Source organism: Pseudomonas sp. COR18, assembly GCF_048568395.1.
Lineage (GTDB): Bacteria > Pseudomonadota > Gammaproteobacteria > Pseudomonadales > Pseudomonadaceae > Aquipseudomonas > Aquipseudomonas fuscovaginae_B.
In genome coordinates, this window is sequence record NZ_CP183808.1 from 6472314 (window position 1) to 6488426 (window position 16113).

The window sequence follows — 16113 nt, forward strand, 5'->3', positions numbered from 1 at the left end:
TTACTCGCCGGTTTTTGCCTTGCCTAACCTGCGTTTCAAACAATTTCGTACACAGCCTAGAAACAGGTCTCGAAGGTTTCGATCACCCGCAACTGCTCATCGACAATGCACCCCACCCGCCACTTGTCGAAGGTCAGGCACGGGTGGGAGGTCCCGAAGGAGATGATGTCCCCCACCCGCAACTCACAGCCCGGCGCCACGCTCATGAAAGCGTGCTGGTCCATCACCGCCGTGACCTTGCAGGCACTGACATCCTCGCCCAGCGCCGCCGCCACCCCGGCCTGGTAGCGTCGCAACGGCATCGGCAACCCGGCATCGAACGCCACGTCGCGCTTGCCCAGGGCGATCACCGCAAAGCCCGGTTCCGGCATCGACTGCACATGGGCCCAGACCTCCATCGCCGGGCGCAGGCCTTCATCCAGATCGGCGCGGCGATGCAGTACGCAGCACTGCGCCTCCTTGTAGATGCCATGGTCATGGGCCACATAACTGCCGGGGCGCAGCACACTGAGAAAACGCCCATCGGCATTCTGCGCCTTGAACTCCTCGGCGATCAGGTCATACCAGGCCGAGCCCGAAGCGGTGATGATCGGCTTGGTGATGGCGAAGGCGCCGCTGTCCTGCAACTGCACCGCCAGGCGCACCAGGGAACCGGCAAAGGCACGGATGCCGCTGACGGCCTGGTCGCCGTGGATCACCCCTTCATAGCCTTCGATCCCGGTCAACGCCAGCGCCGGCTGGGCCCGGATCGCCCGGGCGAGGTCGAGCACCTCCTGCTCGCTGCGGCAGCCACAGCGGCCGCCGACCACGCCGTACTCGATCATCACGTTGAGTTTCAGGCCACGGCCGGCGAAGAACCCGCCCAGGGCGGCGACGTTGTCCGGGTGGTCGACCATGCAATGGAACTCGAACGCCGGGTCCGCCAGCAGCTCGGCGATCAGCGCCATGTTCGCCGTGCCCACCAGCTGGTTCGCCATCAATACCCGTCGTACGCCGGCGGCATAGCCGGCCCGGGTCTGCACTGCGGTGGCCAGGGTCAGGCCCCAGGCGCCCTCGGCCAGTTGGCGCCGGAATAGCGCCGGGACCATGCTGGTCTTGCCGTGGGGGGCCAGTTCGGCGCCGCTGCGCTGCACGAAGTCCTGCATCCAGCGGATATTGTGTTCCAGCGCCGCACGGTGCAGCACCAGCGCCGGCAGGCTGACATCACTGACCAGTTGGGCGCCGATGGCGGCCGCGCCCTTTTCCACCGGGGGAAGGTTCACAGGCATGTCTCTGACTCCTCGAAACGCGGCCGCAGGCAGCCGCTGCTAATCGTTGATCCGACGCGCCAGGTTGTTCGCGCTGTCGATCAGCACCCGGCGATAGTCGTGGTAGTTGTTCTTCGCATCGGCCCTTGGGGCGACGATGCACAGGGTCGCAATGCAGATGCCGCGCTCATCCTTGACCGGCGCGGCGAAACAGTGGGTGAAAGTGTCGGCAACGCTGTCGAAGGAGAAGAACCCGTCGATTCCGGCCTGGCGGATTTCCTTGAGGAACACCTCCAGGGGCAGGCGCTGGCCGTCGGGCAGGATGAAGTCGTCGGGATCGATCAGGTCGACGATTTCCTGATCGCTCAGGTGCGCCAGCAGCAGACGACCGGATGCCGTCCAGGGAATCGGCGCGTTTTCGCCGATATCCGAGGAGATGCGGAAATGCCGCTCGCCCTCCTTCATCAGCGCCACCGTGTACTTGCGCCCGTTAAGCAGGCACATCTGCGCGGTCTCGCGGGTCTGGCTGACGATCTCCTGCAAGGCGTGATCGGCCTCGCGGCTCAGGTCGAAGTGGCGCAGGTGGGCCTGGCCGAGAAAGTACAGCTGGCGACCGAGGTAGACATGCCCTTCCTTGCCGACCGGCTCCAGGATCCGCCGCTCCAGCAACGAAGCCACCAGCTCGTAGACCGTCGACTTGGGGCTGCCGATGCCACCGGCGATGTCGTTGGGACGCAATGGCTGGCCGACCTCCTTGAGGTAATCGAGGATATCGAACGCCCGGTCCAGTCCCTTTGCGCGGCGCTTGATGGTGTCTTCGCTCATGATTGGTGCAATCCCATGGAAAATTTGCCGGGGAGTTTACCCAGAGTGCCGCGGTGATCGTTAGGGCCCATTCGCGGGCAAGCCACGCTCCTACAGGTCTGTGCTGTCTGTAGGAGCGCGGCTTGCCCGCGAACGGCGCCCCAGGCTCACTTCTTCCGGTAGGCGATACAGTCGATCTCGACCTTGCAGTCGACCATCATGCTCGCCTGCACGCAGGCCCGCGCCGGCGCATGCTCGGGCTTGAAGTACTCGGCGAACACCTTGTTGAAACTCCAGAAATCCCGCGGGTCCTCCAGCCAGACACCGGCCCGCACCACATCCTCCAGACCGTAGCCGGCCTCCTCGAGAATCGCGATCAGGTTCTTCATGGTCTGGTGCGTCTGTTCGACGATCCCGCCGCTGATGATCTCGCCATCCACCGCCGGCACCTGGCCGGACACGTGCAGCCAGCCATCGGCTTCGACGGCCCGGGCGAAGGGACGCGGCTGCCCGCCACCCGCGGTGCTGCCAGTGCCGTAACGAGTAATGCTCATGATGTGCTCCTTGAGTGAAAGTTAAAAACGGGTGTTCCTGAGGAATTCCGCCAGACGCGGCGACTGCGGGCGCTCGAACAGTTCCTTGGGTGGTCCCTGTTCCTCTATGCGCCCCTGATTCATGAAAACGATCTTGTCCGACACCTCGAAGGCGAAACGCATCTCGTGAGTGACCAGCAACATGGTCATGCCCTCCTCGGCCAACCCCTTGATCACCGCCAGCACTTCGCCGACCAGTTCCGGGTCCAGCGCCGAGGTCACTTCATCGAACAGCATCAGGCTCGGGTTCATGGCAATGGCCCGGGCGATCGCCACCCGCTGCTGCTGGCCGCCGGACAGTTGCCCCGGATAGTGATCGCGGCGCTGCAGCAGGCCGACCCGCTCCAGCCATTTCTCCGCCAGGGCCACCGCCTGGTCCCGGGGCAGCTTCTTGACCTTGAGCAGGCCCAGGGTGACGTTCTGCAACGCGGTCAGGTGCGGGAACAGGTTGAACTGCTGGAACGCCATCCCGGTCATGGCCCGGTGCTGGGCGATCACCTTCTCCGGATGACGGACGCGCTTGCCATCGACCTCGCTGTAGCCGATCGACTCGCCATCGAGGGTGATCTGCCCGCCCTGGAACTCTTCCAGCAGGTTCACGCAGCGCAGCAGCGTGGTCTTGCCCGATCCGCTGGAACCGATCAGCGTGACCACGTTGCCACGGTGCATGTCCAGGTCGACACCCTTGAGCACTTCGAGCTGACCGTATTGCTTGTGCAGCCCGCGAATGCTGAGCAGTGCTTGCTTGTCGTTTGTCGCAATCATGGCAACGCCACCCGCTTTTCAATATGCCGACCGAGCAGTTCGATGGCGTAGTTGATGATGAAGAACAAGAACCCGGCGAACAGGTAGAACTCCAGGGTCATGAAGGTCCGGGCGATCACCTGCTGGGTGCTGAGCAACAGCTCGGCAACGCCGATCACCGACAACAGGGTCGAGGCCTTGACGATCTCGGTGGACGAGTTGACCCAGGTCGGCAGGATCTGCCGCAGGGCCTGGGGCAACAGCACGTATCCGAGCGCCTGGAAGAAGGTCAGGCCGATGGCCTGGCTGGCTTCCATCTGCCCGCGGGGAATGGCCTGCAGCGAACCGCGGACGATTTCCGCGACATGGGAGCCGCAGAACAGCGTCAGGCCCAGGGCACCGGCCTGGAACGCACTGATCTGCCAGCCCAGGGCCGGGGCCATGTAGAAGCAGGCCAGCACCAGGACGAACACCGGCGTACCGCGGATCAGGTCGACGTACAGGCGAAATGGCAGGCGCATCCAGACATTGCCGTAGGCCAGCACCAGCCCGGCGACGATGCCGATCAGCGTGCCGCAGACAATCGCCAGGGCCGAACACTGCACGCTGGTCAGAAAGCCCTGCCACAACGGCTCGCGGGCGATCCACAACTCATGCAGCCAATGGGGGGATTCGTACATGACAGGCTCCTAGCGGCGGATCGCCAGACGCTGTTCGAGCTGACGCAGCATCAGGGCAATGAGGTAACAGGCAGCCACGTAGAGGGCGGTGGTGACCAGCCAGGTCTCGATCACCCGGTAGCTCTCCACGTTGATCTTGCGGGCGTAATAGGTCAGCTCCGGCACGGCGATGGCGGCCGCCAGGGAGGTGTCCTTGAACAGCGAGATGAAGTTGTTGGACAACGCCGGCAGCACGTTGCGCAGCATCACCGGCACCGTGATGTAGGCACGCACCTGCCACTCGCCCAGGCCGATCGCCAGCCCCGCCTCGCGCTGGCCCTTGGGAATGCTCAGCAGGCCGGCGCGGAACACTTCGGTCAGGTAGGCCCCGGCATACAGCGACAGGGTGATGATGAACGAAGGGATCTTGTCCAGGCGGATGCCCAGGCTCGGCATGGCGAAGTAGATCAACAGGATCAGCACCAGGATCGGCGTGTTGCGGATCACCGTGACGTACACCGAGGCCAGCGTACGCAAGGTGCGGTGCTGGCTGAGCAGGGCGAACGCCATCATCAGGCCGATCACGCAGCCGATGGCGATCGACACCAGTGCCAGCTCCAGGCCCAGGCCGAGCCCCGCCAGCAAGCTGGGGAAGTCGCGCCACACGGCAGCAAAATTCAACTGATAGTTCATGGTTCACAGTACCTTCGACAGGGCACCGCACGCGGCGCCCTGCTCTGGAGAGATCACTTGAATTCGACGGGGAAACCGATTTCCGGAGTGGGCAGGTCGACACCGAACCACTTCTTGAAGGAGGCGGCGTAGGTCGGGAACTCGACCCCGGTCATCGACTCGTGCAGGGCGGTGTTGACGAAGTTCAGCCAGTCCTGGTCGCCGCGCTTGACCGCACAGGCATAGGTCTGCGGGCTCCAGGCGTAGGCAGGGCTGCGGTAGCGGCCGGGGTTCTGCACCATCAGGTACTTGACCGAGGACTGGTCGGTGGCAGCGGCGTCGGCGCGGCCGGAGTTCACGGCCTGGTACATCAGGTCGACGCTGTCGTACTGGTCGACCTTGGCCTTGGGCAACGCCTGGTGCACCAGTTCCTCGGCATAGACGTTCTGCAAGACGGCCACGGTGACCTTGTCGCCGGCGGCCCTGAGGTCCTCGATTTCCTTGTACTTGCTGTTTTCCGGCAGCAGCAGGCCGACGCCTTCGCGGTAATACGGCAGGGTGAACGCCACCTGCTGGGCACGACTGGCGGTGACGGTGATGAACTGGCAACTGATGTCGACCTTGTCGGTCAGCAGGTTGGGAATCCGCGCATCCGACGACTGCACCACGTACTCGACCTTGCTCGGGTCGTTGAACAGGCCCTTGGCGATCATGGCGCCGATGTCGATATCGAAGCCCTGCAACTTGCCGTCCGCCCCCTGGAAGTGCCAGGGCGCGTTGGTGCTGCCGGTGCCGACGATCAGGTGACCGCGCTTGAGCACGCTGTCGAGCTTGCTGTCGGCGGCCTGGGCCGTCCCTACCGCAGCCGCCGTGGCGGCCAGAATGAAAGCACAGGCTTTGAACAAGGAAGGTACGCGTTGCATGACGTTGCACTCCGATGATGTGTATTCCGCTATAGCGGAACTTGGTATGTAACAACGGAATATAGAGCAGAAAGTGTGCCACAGGAAATCGCGGTCGTTAACCGGCTCGGTAAAGTTCAGGAAAATCAGAGAGATAGGTTTTTCTGCAGGAAACCGGTTACACAAGGTGCGCGTGGGCAAATGCTACGGAAGGCAACGATGGTGGGTGCCAAGGCCCCAAGGCGGTGCAGGAGCGAAGATCAGGCGCTTCGCGGACAAGCCCTGCTCCCATCGTTTTTTGCCGCATGCAAATCTTGTGTACGACATCACCCTGTAGGAGCAGGGCTTGCCCGCGAATGGGCCGCCAGGAGCAGCACGAAATCCGGACCAGCGCAGCGGCTTCTGCTTTGCGGCACCCGAGCAAACAGCTAGTATCCCGCCCTCTCTTCCCACCGCCCTTGCGGGCCTACATGGATGTCGCGATGCGTTCCCTGCTTCTGCTCTGTTTAGTTACCCTGATCACCGGCTGCAGCATCAGGCAGCAGGTCACCCCAGTCGATTTCGCCGCCAACCCCGCCGCACGGATCTGCGTGATCCCGGCTGATGGCGTGCGTGAGTCGTTTACCGAAGCCTATGGCAATGCCCTGAAGGCCAAGGGTTTTACCGTGGAAGTGCTGCCCAGCGTCAGCAACCCGCAGAACTGCCCCCTGAGCAGCACCCTGCTGGGGCGCTGGAGCTGGGACATGGCGCTGTATCTGTCGGAAGTGGATATCAGGGTCTACCAGTTCGGCCGGGAAGTCGGCTCGGCAACCTATAACTCAAGGAGCGGCTCATTGCGCATGGACAAGTTCATCAACGCCGAAAGCAAGATCAAGGAACTGACCGACCAGTTGTTCCCGATCGGCGTGCGCCCCCTGAGCGCCCAGCGCTGAGATCGCAACAGCCCAGGCAGGCGCGAGTGCCAGGCATCCCCCTGGGGCTCGCGTGCGGGAACGCAACGGCACCCTGTTCGAGCTGTCTGGAAAGTGTCGCGGCCGCGCTCAGTGCAGCAGCATCACCACCGCCACGGCGAACGTCGCCATCACTGCCGTCATGCCGGTCATGTACAGTGCAAACCCCTTGGCCATGCTGATCCCCCGAAATAGGCTGTAGAAATCACCGTCGTTTTTTTGACCCTTCCAACAAACGGTTAAGGATTCTAGCAGCGAGTGATGTGTTTTTGACATTAACTTTCGCATGAATACTTTCGCCTCCCGATCGGTGGCGGCTGCACCATTTAATTAGCAGCCTAATAAAAAGCTCCGCACTTAATTCAGCGTTAATCGTGTGCAGGGAAAGTGAAGTCGACCGCGTCAGCGCAGATCTCCCCTGCCGCCTTGCGCGGCATGTCCAATGCCCTGGCGATTGGACCCTTGTTCAGCCTGATTCGGAGAAAGATCATGAAGTTTCGCACCTTACTGATGAGCGGTGCCCTGGCCCTGAGTGCCTTCGCCGGCGTGGCCCAGGCCGACACGGCTGCCACCGCCCAGGCCGTGCCCTATCACTACGGCATGCCCCTGAATATCGACAAGGTCATCTCGATGACCGAACAGCCCACCGCGGACTGCAAGGTGGTCAAGGCCGACATGAAGTTCATCGACAAGGCCGGCAAGACCGAGGAAGTCAGCTATCGCAAGCTGTCGGATGCCTGCAACTTCAACAACTGAGGCAGGGTTTCGAAGGCCCATTCGCGGGCAAGCCCGGCTCCTACAATTTTGTGTCGTTCACAATCTGGCGTACTCCCTCGAACCGTAGGAGCCGGGCTTGCCCGCGAATGGGCCCCAGAGCCCTGCCTACCCTAATGAAATCCCCCGCAAGCAGGCGCTGCCCCAGGCTCAGCGGCTGTCGAAAGCCTTGAGCATGGCCTTCTGCGTTGCCAGCAGCCGCCCCTTCACCGCCTCCCGAGCCCCTTCCAGGCGCGCCGACGGCGCCACCACGCACAACGCGTAGGCACTTTGCCCGGCCAACAGCTCGACACCCATGGCGCTCACCCCCGGCATATGCCCGTCGGCATCGAAAGCCACCCCCGTGCGCCGCACCTCCGCCAGCTCCGCCAGCAGGTCCGGCCAATGGGTCTTGGTCATGGGCGTCAGGCTCTTGAGCTGCTTGCCCAGCAGTTGTACCACCGCCTCGTCGCTCATCCGCGCCAACAGCACCTTGCCACCCGAAGTCGCATGCATGGTCAGGAACGAACTGGCATCCGGCACCACCCGCAACGGCTGGTTCGACACCGCCATCTGCAGAATCAGCAACTCGGCACCGCTGGCATGCAGCAGCACCGCGGTTTCACCGGTCTCGCGCGACAGCTGTTCCAGGTAGGGCCTGGCCTTTTGCGTCACATCGATATGGCTGTGGGACGCCAGGCGCATCAGCGCCGGCCCCAGGCGCACCCCGGCCGGCCCCTGGATTTCCAGTAACTGTTCCTGGGCCAGGGCATCGACCAGCCGCTGGACCGTCGAGCGCGGCAGATCGATGCGCTTGGCGATCGCCCCCAGGCTCAAGCCCCCCGGTTCGTCCTCCAGGCAGCGCAGAATGGCAGCCGCCCGGCTGATCACCTGGATACCCCCACGTTCGGTTTCAGGGACTGACATCGACATTGCTCCTTTGTACCGCTCACTGATACAGTGTACCGAAATATTGTTAGCGGTGACGTTTTCGCGCAACCGCCTTCCACAGGATTTGCGTGCATGCTGTCCCCACCCCCCGGGCCACCCGTGGCCGTTCCCTTCGATCGGCGGCTGATCATCGGACTGGTCGGCGTACTGATCGCCGCCCTGACCTCGGGCATCAACGACCGCGTCACCGAACTGGCACTGGCGGATGTGCTGGGGGCGTTCGGCATCGGCCATGACGAAGGCACCTGGATCAGCGCATTGTATGCAGCGGCGGAAGTCTCGGCGATGCTGATCGCGCCCTGGCTGGCGGTGACCTTCTCGCTGCGGCGCTTCGCCATGGCCATGACCCTGGCCTTCGGCCTTTTCGGCGTGCTCTGCCCCCTGGCGCCGAACCTTGAGGCGCTGTTGCTGCTGCGGGTATTGCAGGGCCTGGCCGGCGGCGCCCTGCCGCCTTTGCTGATGACCGTGGCCCTGCGTTTCCTGCCCTGGCACTACAAGCTCTACGGTTTGTCGGCCTATGCGCTCACCGCCACCTTCGGCCCGAACATTTCCCTGCCCCTGGCCGCCACCTGGACCGAAAACCTCGACTGGCGCCTGGTGTTCTGGCAGATCGCACCCTGCTGCCTGCTCGCCACCGCCTTCATCGCCTACGGCATCCCGCAGGACCCGCTGCGCCTGGAGCGTTTCAGGCAGGCCGACTGGCGCGGCGCGCTGCTCGGTTGCGGCGGCCTGGCCATGCTGGTGATCGGCCTGCTGCAGGGCGAACGCCTGGACTGGTTCGCCTCGCCGCTGATCGGCCTGCTGCTGGGTGGCGCGGCCCTCTGCCTGCCGCTGTTCCTGCTCAACGAGTGGTTCCACCCGCTGCCGCTGTTCAAGGTGCAACTGCTGGAACGGCGCAACTTCGCCTATGGCATCGCCACCCTGGCGCTGTTCGTCATGGTCTCGATGTCCAGCGTCGCCCTGCCCGCCAACTACCTGGCCCATATCCAGGGCTACCGCGCCGAGCAAAGCATGCCGCTGGCCCTGCTGATCGCCCTGCCGCAACTGCTGCTGGCGCCCCTGGTCGCCACAGTGATCAACCGCAACTGGGTCGACTCGCGCTACGTGATCGCCTGCGGCCTGCTGCTGATGACCCTGGCCTGCCTCGGTGGCTCGCAGTTGACCAGCGCCTGGGTCCGCGAAGATTTCTACCCGCTGCAACTGCTGCAGGCCCTCGGCCAGCCGATGATCGTCGTACCGCTGCTGATGGTCGCCACCGGCGTGATCCAGCCCATCGAGGGCCCCTTCGCCTCGGCCATGGTCAATTCGCTGCGTGGCCTGTCCTCGGTGATCGGCGCGGTCCTGCTGGAGAATTTCATCACCACCCGCCAGCACCTGCATTCCAACACCCTGGTTGACCAATGGGCCGCCAACCAGCAGGCCCTGATTCCGCTGCTCGATGAACAGCCGCTGGCCGGCATGGCCGCGCGCCTGCGCGAACAGGCCTTCGTATTGAGTTTCAGCGATGCCTTCCTGGCCATGATCGGGCTGATGGCGATCCTGACGATTCTCCTGTTGACCCTGCCGACCCGCCCTTTCCCTCCCCAAGCGCCGAAAATGCCATGAAACCGAAACTCTCTCTCAGCCTGGTCGGGGGTGCCGTACTCCTGATCGTCGCTTACAGCGGCTATCACCTGCTGCGCAACGACGGCACGCAGAGCACCGACGACGCCCGCATCACCGCCGATTCGGTACTGATTGCCCCGCAGATCGCCGGCGTGGTGAGCAAGGTCGCGGTGGCCGACAATGAACCGGTCAAGGCCGGCCAACTGCTGCTGGAAATCGATGCCCGCGACTATCAGGCCGCGCAGGCGGCTGCCATCGCCGCGGTCAACGCGGCCCAGGCCCAGGTGAAGGACCTTGCGGCGGAGCTCGAACGCCAGGCGACGCTGATCACCCAGGCCGACGCCACCCTGCGCTCGACGGCGGCCTCACTGAAGTTCGCCCAGGCCAATGCCCAGCGCTATCGCAACCTGTCCAGTTCCGGTGCCGGCACCCGCGAAGAACAGCAGAAAGCCGATGCCGAACTGGCCCGCTGGCAGGCCGTGCACGACCACGACGCGGCGGCCAGGCTGGAACAGCAGAAGAACCGGGAAGTGCTCAAGGCCCGCCTGGAGATGGCCCACGCAGCAGTGGAACAGGCCCGCGCCGCGCTGCTCAAGGCCGATCTGGAGGTGTCCTATACCCGGATCGTCGCGCCCCACGATGGCGTGGTCGGCCAACGCAGCGTCCGCGTCGGCGCCTATGTCGCGCCGGGCAAGGCAGTCATGGCGGTGGTCCCGATCAGCGATGCCTACGTCGTCGCCAACTTCCGCGAGACCCAACTGGCCCACATGCAGCCGAACCAGGCCGTCGACATCAGCATCGACAGCTTTCCCGACCGCACCTACAACGGCCATGTCGACAGTCTCGCGCCCGCCACCGGCCTGAGCTTCTCCGCGATTGCCCCGGACAACGCCACCGGCAACTTCACCAAGGTGGTACAACGGATTCCGGTGAAAATCGTCTTCGACCATGACCAGCCCGGCCTGAACGACCTGCGGGTCGGCATGTCGGTGATTGCCCGGGTCATCACCCTGGAGAATCGATAGGATGCGTGGCTATTTTTACCTGCTGGCCTTTTTCGGACTCGGCGCCTGCAGCGTTGGCCCCGACTTCTCCAGGCCTGCCGCTCGACTGCCCGCCACCTGGGCCGCAGAACCCCGGGAGGTGCGCAGCAATGCCGCCACCCGGGCCATCGAGGCCCACTGGTGGCGGCAATTCAACGATCCGTTGCTGAGCGAACTGGTCGAACGCGCCGCCCAGGCCAACTTCGATGTGCGCACCGCCAATGAACGTCTGCTGCAGAGCCGGGCGGCCCGCCAGATCGCCGGTGCGGAGCAACTGCCCGGGGTGGCGGCCGACGGCAGCTACCAGCGCCAGCGCAACAGCGCCGTCGGTCTGATGGACGCCTCGGGCCACAGCGGCAAATCGCCTTTCGAGCTGTGGAACCTGGGCCTCGATGCCAGTTGGGAAGTCGACCTGTGGGGCCATGTACGACGCGGCCTCGAACGCGCCGGGGCCGCGGTCGAGCTCAGCCGCGCCCAGCGCGACGGCGTGCTGCTCAGCGTCGCGGCGGAAACCGCCACTGACTACCTGCGCCTGCGTGGTACCCAGGCGCGCCTGGAAGTGGCGCGGCAGAACCTCGACATCGCCCGGCAGAGTCGCGACCTCACCCAGACCCGCTACGACAACGGCGTGACCACCCAGCTGGACACCGCCAATGCCGCCGCCCAGGTTGCCGATATCGAAGCCCGCCTGCCCTTGCTCGAGGCGCAGCAGGCCCATCTGATCAATGCCCTGAGCTATCTGCTCGGCGAACAGCCGGGCAGCCTGAGCGCACGGCTGTTGCCTCCGGCAGCGATTCCCCTGCCCCCGCTCCGGGTGCCGGTCGGCCTGCCTTCGGAACTGGCGCAACGGCGCCCTGACATCCAGCAGGCCGAAGCCGCCCTGCACCGCGCCACCGCCGCCATCGGCGTGGCCGAGGCCGACTTCTATCCACGGGTCAGCCTAGGCGGCGGCTTTGGTTTCCAGGCGCTGCAGGGTTCGGACATCGGCAGTTGGGGTTCGCGGCAATGGAGTTTCGGTCCCAGCCTGTACCTGCCGATCTTCCAGGGCGGCCGGTTGACCGGAACGCTCGAACTGCGCGAGCACCAGCAGCAGGAAGCGGCGTTGAACTACCAGCGTACGGTGCTCGCTGCCTGGCATGAGGTGGACAATGCGCTGACCGACTACAGCGCCGAACAGCGTCACCATGCGGCCCTGGAAGAAGCGGTGAAGCAGAACCGGATCGCCCTGGCCAATGCCCGGCAGCGCTACAAGGAGGGTGCGGTCGACTTCATCAACGTGCTGGGCGTACAGCGAGCGCTGATCGCCAACCAGAGCGAACTGGCCGACAGCGCGACCCGCGTGTCGACCAACCTGGTGCAGCTCTACAAGGCACTGGGCGGGGGCTGGCCACAGCCTGCCAAGGACAGTTGAAAACTCCCACAGGGTCTACCGCCCAACGCGCCCCAGGCGAAGCCGCGCCATGTTCAGCGTATCGGTCAACACTCCATCGCGAATCGCATAGGCGCGCATCACCCCCTCCTCCTCGAACCCGAACTTGCGGTACAGGGCCTGGGCCGCCTGGTTGTCGACATAGACGCTCAACTCGACCCGCTGCAGGTTCATCCAGTTGTCCGCCACCTCCAGCACCGCCGCCAGCAACTGCGAACCGATGCCCTTGCCCTGCCAGGCCGTCGCCACGCCCATGCCGATACTCCCGGCATGACTGCGCCGCACCCGCGCATACTGCTCCAGCGAGCAACTGCCGATCACCACGCCCTGATGCAACGCCACCAGCGACAGCTGGCGCTCGTTGCCCTGGTTCTGCAGCAACCGCTGACGCCACACCTCGGCGGACTGGAACGGCATCTGCAGGACCTGACGGCAGACCGCAGGCTCGTTGTACAGCGCGGTGACGCCGTCGATATGGGCTTCGCGGAAACGTTCGAGGGTGATGGCGGGAGTGTCGGCGGGCATCGTCTTTTTAATCCATGAAAAATGACAAGGCCGCCCAGTGTAGCGGCCTGTACGGTTACAGGCGAATCAGCCACACAGGCCGCCAGACCTACTCAAACCACTCCCGCCGCTCCCTGAAGGTGTTCAATATCAGCTCGACGATCATCTGCACCTCTTCCCTGCCCTCGGCCCCACGCCGGGTGGCCAGCCAGGCACGCCGCTGCATGCCCTCGTGGAACAGGCCGGGCAAGGCCGCCAGGCCACGGTCGAAGCGGGTGATGTAGCGCGGCAGCAGACCGATGCAGGCACCGCAGCGGATCATTTCCAGCATCAGCTCGTAGGAATGCACCTGCACCACGCCGGCCAGGCGCTGCTCCAGCACGTTGTTCCACGGCTGGAAACCTTCGACCTGGCGATCCTGCTGCCACTGCACCAGCATGTAGTCCTCCAGGTCCTGCAGCGAGTCCGGACGCACCGCCACCCGCGAGTAGCGCTTGGCGATGTGCGGCAGGTAATCCAGCCGCGCCAGGGGCTGCGGTGGGGTCGTGTCGAAACTCGGCCCGGGCAGTGGCGAGTCGCCATCCGACAGCCAGACCACCACCTCGGCACTCAACGCCTGCAACGACAGGACGCTGTCCACCGGGATGATTTCCAGGCGCACGCTGGCGTTGCGACGCAACAGGGCGATCAGGTCGCGACCGAGGATGTCGTGCAGGATCGACTCGGCAATCGCCAGCCTGACCAGTGGCTGCTCCATGACCGGCAGCCGCCGTTCGTGGGCCAGGGCCAACAGTTGCGCCTGCAGGTGCTGGCCTTCACGGCTCAGGGTCAGGGCGCTGCCCTGGTAGACGAACAGTGGCCGATTGAGCTGGTCTTCAAGCGCCGCCAACTGCTTGCGCAACTGGGTCGACTTGATATTCAGGCTGCGCGCCGCCTGCATGAAGCAGCCACAGCGCGCACTGGCGAGAAAAAACTGTGCGGTTTCCGGCTCGATCCGCTCGGCCAGCGCCAACCAGCCCCCGTGCGTCTCGACGGGGCCGTGATACTCCATGTCGCCCGTACGCTGGGCGGGTTCATTCAACGACATCATTCAGACTCCCTGTCGACGCCTCACGGCGCCCAACCATCCAATGGCAAGTTTCCCGTCAGTGTTTGTCTTCCAGTACCTGGTTGAGCACCGCGCCATCGATGCTCAGGGTCGCGGTGTTCAGCATGCCTTCCAGATAGGCCTTGGCAATCTGCTGCTGACGCTGGGCCCGCAGGGCTTCACGCAGGCGATCGCGCAGCTCGTCGAGAGTGGCCGTGCGTGCCGGCTGCAGCTCGGTGAGCCTGACGATATGAAAGCCCGCCGGGCTCTGCACCGGATCGGCCACCTGGCCGACCTTCAGCCGCGACAATGCCCCGCGCACTTGCGGCATCAGTTGCTCCAGCGGTTGCAGTCCGGTATCGCCACCGCGGCTGGCGGTTTCGCGGTCCTGGGAATACTGGGTCGCCAGGGCGGCGAACTCGCCCGGTGCGGCCTGGGCCTTGCGGCTCAGGTCCACGGCCTGCCTGCGCACGCTTTCCAGCGATTGCTGATCGGACACCGCCAGGAAGATCTGGCTGACCCGGTACAGCGCCGGCGTCTGCCACTGCGACTTGCCGCTGTCGTAGACCTGCTGCAGCTCCTCGTCACTCGGGTAGTCGGCCGGCACCTGGCTGACCGAGGCCATGTAGTTGCGAAAGACGATCTGCTCGGTCGCCGCCCGGGTCTGCTGCTCGATTTCCGGGCGCTGGCGCCAGCCCTGGGCATCGGCCTGTTCGAGCACCGCCTTCTCCGCCAGGCGGGTGCGCAGCCAGCTTTCCAGGGCGCCGCGGTTGCTGCGCAACTGCTCGCGCGACGCCTGCGGCAACGCCGCGAACAGCGCCTTCAGCTCTTGCGGGGACACTTGCTGGTTGCCCAGCCGGGCCACCGTCGGCGCACTCGCGGTGGCTGGTACGGCGGCCGGTGCCGGCTGCACCGCCGCCACCGGATCGTTACCCGGACGCATGGCCAGGGCAACGGCCCCGACCAGCACGGCCAGCGCGCCCGCGCCGGCCAGCAGGTTGCCTTTGTTCACAGGGCGGCCTCCTCCTCACGGGTTTGCTCCGGCTCGGCCGCAGCCTGGGCCTTGGCCTGCAACTGCGCGGCCTGCTGGCTGTATTCGCGCAGGTAGACGATGAACTCCTGCAACAGGCGATCCCACAGCTCCAGGTTGGCCCGCAGGTAGTTGACGCTGACGCCCGCGGCGACCACCACGTCCATCTCCATCACCAGGAACTCGCCCTGCGCCGACAAGCGGGCGAAACGCCGCGAAGCGTTCCACAACTCGGCCAGGCCGGCCGGCAGCTCGCCCTGCACACGCAGGGCGCAGCTGTAGGTGAAGTCGACATAACCGCCCTCCTGCGCGCCCGGGTTGCCGAAACGCACGGCATAGCCGATGCCCTGGCTGGCGCTGAGCAGTTGCACGATACCGTTCTGCTCGGTGCGGTTGACCCGGTAGCCGGCGCCTTGCAGCAGCTCGGTCAGGCTGTCGGGGGTAACTTGTTCGATCAGTTGCTCGCTCATGGAGGTTCTTCCTTGTGTCATGGGTTCAGGGATGCGTGGGTCGCATCGAACTGGTTCTTGTAGAGGTCATCGCCAAAGGCCTGGGCCATTTCCTCGAACTTGACCCGGGCGCTGCCGGCAAACGGCTGGCGGATCTTCATCACTTCGGCCACGTCGATCTTCTCGTAGGCGGCGAGGATGTCCTTGGCGATGCCGTACATCTGCTGATTCTTGGCTGAACATTGCTGCACTTGTGTGTCACGCTCGGTCAACTGGCCCTGCAACCTGGCCCGTTCGGCTTCCTTGGCCTTGGCCATCACCAGCAGGTCGTCATAGGCCTTCTTGTACTTGCCCAACTGCTCGTTGGCCGCCACGGAGAAGGCCTGGGCCTGGTTTTGCAGGGCCTGCTGCTGGCCAGCCAGTTGCTCGCTCAGGCCCTTGGCCCTGGCCAGCTCGGCCGTCAACTGCCGGATCTGATCCTGGGCCGCCCTGGCCTGGTTCTCGGCGGCAATCCGTGCCGCACTGGCCTGGGCCTGCTCGCTTTGCAGCGCCTGCAACTGCTGGGTGGTGCTGCGCAGCTGGGTCCGCAGGCGCTCTTCCATGCCTTCGGCGCTGGCGCCGTGGGCAGTGAAGAGACCAACGGTCAGCAGGCACAACGCTGCCGGGATTCGCCTGTTCATGGGGATTCTCC

Annotated in this window: 19 protein-coding genes; 5 read left to right on the forward strand and 14 right to left on the reverse strand. The window is 64.7% G+C overall.

What is annotated here, in order from left to right; all coding sequences use genetic code 11:
• Positions 1-56 precede the first annotated feature (56 nt).
• The 7 genes from ACM62G_RS29080 to ACM62G_RS29110 form a co-directional block, all read right to left on the reverse strand.
• On the reverse strand, positions 57-1268 hold the full coding sequence (locus ACM62G_RS29080; RefSeq protein WP_419736228.1) for an amino acid deaminase: 1212 nt from the start codon (positions 1266-1268) through the stop codon (positions 57-59).
• Positions 1269-1307: 39 nt separating this feature from the next.
• A complete protein-coding gene (locus ACM62G_RS29085; protein ID WP_273826479.1) occupies positions 1308-2072 on the reverse strand; it encodes an IclR family transcriptional regulator in 765 nt (254 codons plus the stop codon).
• Positions 2073-2218: 146 nt separating this feature from the next.
• A complete protein-coding gene (locus ACM62G_RS29090; protein WP_054059735.1) occupies positions 2219-2605 on the reverse strand; it encodes a RidA family protein in 387 nt (128 codons plus the stop codon).
• A 21-nt stretch (positions 2606-2626) separates the two neighbouring features.
• A complete protein-coding gene (locus ACM62G_RS29095) occupies positions 2627-3409 on the reverse strand; it encodes an amino acid ABC transporter ATP-binding protein (protein WP_054059734.1) in 783 nt (260 codons plus the stop codon).
• Entirely contained in the window at positions 3406-4068 is a 663-nt protein-coding gene (locus tag ACM62G_RS29100; protein WP_419736229.1) for an amino acid ABC transporter permease, read from the reverse strand. The genes ACM62G_RS29095 and ACM62G_RS29100 overlap by 4 nt, the downstream gene beginning before the upstream one ends.
• Before the next feature lie 9 nt (positions 4069-4077).
• Positions 4078-4740 carry an amino acid ABC transporter permease gene (locus tag ACM62G_RS29105; protein ID WP_273824045.1) on the reverse strand — a complete coding sequence of 221 codons (663 nt, stop codon included), beginning with the start codon at positions 4738-4740 and terminating at the stop codon, positions 4078-4080.
• Between the two features lie 53 nt (positions 4741-4793).
• Positions 4794-5642, reverse strand: a complete 849-nt coding sequence (locus tag ACM62G_RS29110; protein WP_273824046.1) for a transporter substrate-binding domain-containing protein — start codon at positions 5640-5642, stop codon at positions 4794-4796.
• 461 nt (positions 5643-6103) lie between these two features.
• On the opposite strand from ACM62G_RS29110, the gene ACM62G_RS29115 reads away from it, so the two are divergent.
• Entirely contained in the window at positions 6104-6553 is a 450-nt protein-coding gene (locus tag ACM62G_RS29115; protein WP_054059730.1) for an Sbal_3080 family lipoprotein, read from the forward strand.
• A 108-nt stretch (positions 6554-6661) separates the two neighbouring features.
• Here the strand turns inward: ACM62G_RS29115 and ACM62G_RS29120 are convergent, their stop codons facing one another.
• Positions 6662-6859, reverse strand: a complete 198-nt coding sequence (locus ACM62G_RS29120) for a hypothetical protein (protein WP_054059729.1) — start codon at positions 6857-6859, stop codon at positions 6662-6664.
• Positions 6860-7060: 201 nt separating this feature from the next.
• Here ACM62G_RS29120 and ACM62G_RS29125 point away from each other — a divergent pair, with 201 nt between their 5' ends.
• Entirely contained in the window at positions 7061-7327 is a 267-nt protein-coding gene (locus ACM62G_RS29125) for a DUF2790 domain-containing protein (RefSeq protein WP_273824047.1), read from the forward strand.
• A gap of 168 nt (positions 7328-7495) precedes the next feature.
• On the opposite strand, the gene ACM62G_RS29130 is transcribed toward ACM62G_RS29125, so the two are convergent.
• Positions 7496-8251 (reverse strand): IclR family transcriptional regulator, encoded by a 756-nt coding sequence (locus ACM62G_RS29130; protein ID WP_419736230.1) that lies wholly within the window; start codon positions 8249-8251, stop codon positions 7496-7498.
• 96 nt (positions 8252-8347) lie between these two features.
• Here ACM62G_RS29130 and ACM62G_RS29135 point away from each other — a divergent pair, with 96 nt between their 5' ends.
• From ACM62G_RS29135 to ACM62G_RS29145, 3 genes are read left to right on the forward strand one after another with little or no spacing between them, the layout of a single operon-like run.
• Positions 8348-9880 (forward strand): MFS transporter, encoded by a 1533-nt coding sequence (locus tag ACM62G_RS29135; protein ID WP_419736231.1) that lies wholly within the window; start codon positions 8348-8350, stop codon positions 9878-9880.
• Positions 9877-10905: an HlyD family secretion protein gene (locus ACM62G_RS29140; protein WP_419736232.1), complete on the forward strand. Its 1029-nt coding sequence runs from the start codon at positions 9877-9879 to the stop codon at positions 10903-10905. The genes ACM62G_RS29135 and ACM62G_RS29140 overlap by 4 nt, the downstream gene beginning before the upstream one ends.
• Before the next feature lies 1 nt (position 10906).
• A complete protein-coding gene (locus tag ACM62G_RS29145) occupies positions 10907-12334 on the forward strand; it encodes an efflux transporter outer membrane subunit (RefSeq protein ID WP_419736233.1) in 1428 nt (475 codons plus the stop codon).
• Positions 12335-12349: 15 nt separating this feature from the next.
• Here the strand turns inward: ACM62G_RS29145 and ACM62G_RS29150 are convergent, their stop codons facing one another.
• The 5 genes from ACM62G_RS29150 to ACM62G_RS29170 all read right to left on the reverse strand — a co-directional run bounded on the left by ACM62G_RS29150 (position 12350) and on the right by ACM62G_RS29170 (position 16102).
• On the reverse strand, positions 12350-12877 hold the full coding sequence (locus tag ACM62G_RS29150; RefSeq protein ID WP_054061491.1) for a GNAT family N-acetyltransferase: 528 nt from the start codon (positions 12875-12877) through the stop codon (positions 12350-12352).
• 88 nt (positions 12878-12965) lie between these two features.
• Positions 12966-13943, reverse strand: coding sequence for a LysR family transcriptional regulator (locus ACM62G_RS29155; RefSeq protein WP_419737578.1), 978 nt, complete (start codon positions 13941-13943; stop codon positions 12966-12968).
• A gap of 58 nt (positions 13944-14001) precedes the next feature.
• Positions 14002-14886: a peptidylprolyl isomerase gene (locus ACM62G_RS29160; RefSeq protein ID WP_419737579.1), complete on the reverse strand. Its 885-nt coding sequence runs from the start codon at positions 14884-14886 to the stop codon at positions 14002-14004.
• Positions 14887-14951: 65 nt separating this feature from the next.
• Positions 14952-15443 (reverse strand): YbjN domain-containing protein, encoded by a 492-nt coding sequence (locus tag ACM62G_RS29165; RefSeq protein ID WP_273824052.1) that lies wholly within the window; start codon positions 15441-15443, stop codon positions 14952-14954.
• 17 nt (positions 15444-15460) lie between these two features.
• The gene (locus ACM62G_RS29170) at positions 15461-16102 is read right to left on the reverse strand and encodes a hypothetical protein (protein ID WP_054062317.1); all 642 of its coding nucleotides are present in this window, start codon (positions 16100-16102) and stop codon (positions 15461-15463) included.
• Between the last annotated feature and the right edge of the window lie 11 nt (positions 16103-16113).